The 5,052-nt window shown below is 59.2% G+C and carries 3 protein-coding genes; 2 read left to right on the forward strand and 1 reads right to left on the reverse strand.

What is annotated here, in order from left to right; all coding sequences use genetic code 11:
* Positions 1 to 396, reverse strand: a 396-nt coding sequence (locus H5U08_RS09855) for a hypothetical protein (RefSeq protein WP_297032566.1), incomplete at its 3' end; no start/stop codon positions are given.
* Positions 397 to 964: 568 nt separating this feature from the next.
* On the opposite strand from H5U08_RS09855, the gene H5U08_RS09860 reads away from it, so the two are divergent.
* Together H5U08_RS09860 and H5U08_RS09865 are read left to right on the forward strand one after the other, a co-directional pair.
* Positions 965 to 4,090, forward strand: a complete 3,126-nt coding sequence (locus H5U08_RS09860) for a malectin domain-containing carbohydrate-binding protein (RefSeq protein ID WP_297032568.1) — start codon at positions 965 to 967, stop codon at positions 4,088 to 4,090.
* Positions 4,091 to 4,442: 352 nt separating this feature from the next.
* On the forward strand, positions 4,443 to 5,052 hold a 610-nt coding region (locus H5U08_RS09865; RefSeq protein ID WP_297032570.1), incomplete at its 3' end, for a TGS domain-containing protein.

Below are 5,052 nucleotides of genomic sequence, written 5' to 3' on the forward strand. Positions count from 1 at the left end.
GACACGTTGATAAGTGGGATCCTCGAAAGAATCTTCAAGCACCTGTTTACCTGCGGTTTGTGCCCGGGGATCGGACAGGAGCGCCGCCATTTCCCGGATCACCGTCTCACAGGTGTTGTGCGGCAAAAGCACAAAGAGACTCGGATCTTCAGCTTCCAGGTAGCGGAAAACACCCACCGGCCGGATGCCGAGATTGTTCCAAACAGGAATGGCCACTTCAGCCAGAAATTTCTCCAGGCGATCTCGTTTTTCCGTCGTTGCAATTTGATAGCGGCGGAGCTCCAGCAACTGCTTGCTCCCTTCGTTTCCGTCGAGAGCCTGGGCCAACTCACTCATCGCCATCACCGTTCCCACGCTGCCAATCACAGAAGATGCCAGAAACTCTCGCCGGTGCATCGGGCGTCTCCTTTCTCCTGCGCCAGTTCAACCAAAAAGCTGCTTTTCCATGATGCTCATTCCAACCGTGGGAGTGGCATCCCTACAAACGGTCGCAACGCACCAACAAATCCCGGGACACCCACGTCCCTCGGTAACCATCTTCCGATTGTCACAGTTTACCTGCCAGGATGGGCTTTGACTATCCGTGCCGCAGAACTCCGCGGGCTACCCAGGACTATCTTCAAGTTTTAATGACCCACGAGATACCGCGCCCGCAATGTGTCGGGGGCAATTCACGAATTGTCCCGACCATTTGACCGGCAACTCAACCGGGCAGTTGGGGTGTGCTCGCTGAAATCGGCTACGGGAAGGTTGTGATGTGGAGCCAGCAAGCGCGTTTCTCCGAGTGAAATCTCATTCCCACGCGAACCCGGGTGGACGTGCGGCTTCTGATCGGCAAAGGAAGGTGAGGATGTGTCCCTGTGCTGCCCTCTTGCCCGTCGAGGCATCGCTCGGCAGAATGGGGGCGACGTTTCGGATCTCAACGTTCTTCTGTTGATCGGCTTCCAAAGGAGAGGGACTGACCATGTTCAGCCTGGATCGTGCCCGACGGAGTTTCTCCAGTTTACTTCGCGGTGTCGGGAACCATCGGAGCGGACCGCGGCTGGCCATGGCCGTTGTCTTTCTGGTGGGTCTCATGATCCCGTTAGCAATGCAGGATGCGATCGGCCATGCGGAAGAAAAACCGGTCGCGTCCACGCCACCGGCCGTTATCTGCCTTAGTGCTTCGGCTTCGCCTTTGGAGCGTCTCGCTGCCCTGGAAGTGCGACGATATCTCTACCTCCGCACGGGAGAGCTAATTCCCCTGGTTGACCAACCGGCAAAGGATCAGACGGCAGACGTGATCGTGGTGGCACGCAGCGATCGCCTTTTGGGAGAGGAGTTGATCCCGACCGACGTTATTAATGCTCACCGGTCGTCGCTGGAAGACCGCCTCGCCCGGGCGGGAGATGACGGCTTCCTCCTGTGGACAATTCCTGCCAACCAGCAGCAAATTTTGATAATAACCGGCAAGAAAGAAACTGGCGTTCTCTACGGGGCTTACCGTCTCGCCGAACACTACGGAGTACGTTTCTATCTGGAAGGAGATGTCGTCCCCGATCGCCGAGTGGCGTGGTCACTGGCACAGCTTGATGAAGTGCGTCGGCCGTTGTTTCAGCATCGGGGCATCCAGCCGTTCCACGACTTTCCTGAAGGACCTGATTGGTGGGGAACAGAAGAGTACAAGGCGATCCTCGCCCAGTTGCCCAAATTGGGCATGAATTTCATCGGGTTTCACTGTTATCCCGAGGGCGGCGTCGGCCCGGAACCGCTCGTCTGGATCGGCCAGGCCGCTGACATTGGGGAAGGCCCCCAGGTGCGCTTCAGCTATCCCGCCCGGCATTTTCTCACCAGCAACGTCACAGGGGCCTGGGGCTATCGCCCCATGAAGACGTCGGACTATGCGTTCGGCGCCGACCAGCTCTTCGAAGTTGATGACTATGGAGCCGACTACATGCAGGGTTATACTCCGTGGACGGAAATGACTGTGGAGCAGGCGAACGATCTATTCGAAAAAATGGGCCGCGTCCTTGACGAGGCCTTCACCTTTGCTCGGAATCTCGGCATCGTGACCGCGGTGGGAACGGAAACGCCGCTCACGATCCCCACGCCCGTTCGCGAACGGCTGCAAGCGTCCGGGAAAGATCCCTCAAATCCCGCCGTTGTCAAGGAAGTCTATGCCGGGATGTTTAAGCGGATCATGCAGACGCACCCGCTGGACTACTACTGGTTCTGGACGCCTGAGAAATGGACCTGGTCGGGCACCAAGCCCGAAGAGGTTGAGGCCACACTCGCCGATTTGAAGATGGCCTACGAAGCGGCCAAAGAAGTGAACGCGCCGTTCACGCTGGCAACGTGCGGATGGGTGCTGGGACCTAGCCAGGATCGCGCGCTGTTCGACAAAGTATTACCCAAAGAGATGCCGGTCAGTTGCATTAATCGCCAGGTTGGCCACGACCCGGTCGAGCCTGGTTTCGCGCGAGTACAAGGGCGGCCCAAATGGGCCATTCCCTGGCTGGAAGATGATCCCGCCCTCATCAGCCCTCAACTCTGGGTAGGGCGTATGAGAAAGGACGCCGCCGACGCGCTGAAGTACGGCTGCACGGGCCTGATGGGAATTCACTGGCGGACGCGACAGCTTGGGCCGAATGTTTCCGCGCTGGCCGCCGCCGCGTGGGATCAGCAGGGCTGGAACCCGGAAGTTGGCCAGACTCCCCCCGCTTCGTCTCGTCCCGGCGAAGGGCCTGAGGGCGGTCAGTTCGCCGCCTTTCCCGGCGTTGATTTCGCCGACACCGACGAAGATCCGATTTATCAGACCGTCCGGTATGATGTCGATGCGTATCGGTTCAATCTGCCCAACGGCCGGTACCAGGTCGTTCTGAAGTTCTGCGAACCCCATTACAGCGAGGCGGGCAAGCGTGTCTTTGGTGTGAAAATCCAGGGGAAAACGGTTATTGACACCCTCGACATATTTGCCCAGGTCGGAAAGAATCACGCTCTCGATTTCACGTTTGACAGCATCGAAGTGACGGACGGCACTCTGGTCATCGAATTCGTTCGCCAGGTGGAATTCCCCTGCATCGCAGGGATTGTCATCACCGGCCCGGTGGTCCGTAAAATCAATTGCGGTGGTCCTGCATGGCGCGACTATCAAGCCGACTGGCCTGCCAGAGACCGCACGGCCAAACGTTACCTCACGTCGATTGATTTCTACCTGGATTGGGCCTCGGCTCAGTTTGGACCGGAAGTGGCCTTCGAAACAGCGCAAATTTTCGCCGCTATCGACGGTCATCTCCCACGTCCCAGCACGTGGGTCGGAGGCCCAGGCGGGATTGTGCCGGACTCCCGGCCGTGGAATGAAGTGGCCAAAGAGTACGCGTTCGTGGACGAACTGGCAGCGCTCCGCGAGCGGGTCCAGGGGGCCGGCAACCGCGAGCGATTCGACTACTGGCTGGATCTCTTCCGTTACATGCGGGCAAACGCCAGGGTCAATTGTTCCCTCCATGCCTACAAAACCGCTATTGCGGAACTGGCAAAACTCCAGCAGAAAAACGGAGACCCGACCGAACTTCGACGCATAGCCAGGGAAAAGGTTCTTCCCCTCCGCGAGGAACTCATTGCAGATCTCAAAGAAGTCCATACCTATCTGCTTTCGCACGTTTCGACCTACGGCGGTCTGGGAAACGTCTGCAATTGGCAGCAGCATGTCATCCCGATCACGCTGGGCGAGGCGGACGCCCAACTCGTGAAGCTGGTGGGTGAAGAAATTCTCGCAGATCGCCCACTCCCACGGACCTACGACGGCCGGCCCCGCATCATCCTGCCCGCCGTGCGAAGTCTCCTCACTCGGGGAGAATCGCTCCGACTCAAAGTGATCCTGCTTGGGTGGCAGAATGCGGAAGCGACCTTCCAGTGGCGGGCCGTTGGAGAGCCCACATATCACACGGTTCCCCTGAGCCACGTCGCACGATCGGTGTTCACGGTCACACTTCCCGGTCAGCAGCTTCCAGACATCGTGGAATACTTTATTGAGGTCCGCAGTGGCGAGCATGTCGCCCGCTATCCAGCCACCGCACCCGAGATCGGTCTCACGACAGTCGTCGCACCTTAGGCCTGACGGTCGGGTCGCACCTCGATCTGGATGCGACGACGGCGATTTGCTTTCCTGTATCCCACAGTTCCGCCGATCCCGCGTGACCCGCTGCCGCAGGCTCCCTGAGATCTCGGGGGGTTCGCCCAACGTTGATTCCAACTGCTGCACCAGCCGGGCCGGGATCGTGGGGGTGGTCCTTTCCGCTGGCAGGTGGCGGAAGTGGCGAACTCCAACCAGACTGCCCTTTTTTTATGCGCCCGGCCACGCGATACTAAACGGGTTATGGTTCAAAAGGCGAGTGGGTGAATACCAGTGCAGCCCAGCCGAACCGCATTAGGTTTTGGAAATCACGGGAGTCTGCGTAAAAACTATGGTCCAGGTCGTTTTGCCCGACGGTCAAATCCAGGATTTCCCATCGTGTGTAACCGCAGCCGACGTTGCCGAGCAGATCAGTCCGCGACTGGCCAAGGCGGCTGTGGCGGCGGAAGTCAACGGCCGGGTGGTCGATCTCAACGCCCCCCTTCCCACGGGTGGTCCCGTGCGGCTCAAGATTCTGACCGAGCGCGATCCCCAGGCCCTGGAAGTCCTGCGCCACTCCGCCGCCCACGTGATGGCCCGGGCGGTTCTGCGGCTTTTCCCGGGAGCCAAGCTCGCCTTCGGTCCGCCGGTGGAAAACGGCTTTTATTACGACATCGACCTGGACCGCCCGCTCAAAGAGGAAGATCTTGAGCGGATCGAGGGTGAAATGGCGAAAATTGTGGAGCTGGATGAGCCGTTCGAGCGGCTCGAGGTTCCCTGGGAAAAAGCGGTGGAAATCTGTCGCGATCTCGCCCAGCCCTACAAGGTGGAACATCTCCAGGACGGACTCGCCAACGAAAAAACGGTTTCCTTCTATCGTCAGGGCGAATTCCTCGACCTCTGCGAGGGGCCGCACATCCCCTCCGCGGGGCGACTCAAGGCGTTCAAACTGCTCTCGGTGG

Source organism: Thermogutta sp. (assembly GCF_014359955.1).
Lineage (GTDB): Bacteria > Planctomycetota > Planctomycetia > Pirellulales > Thermoguttaceae > Thermogutta.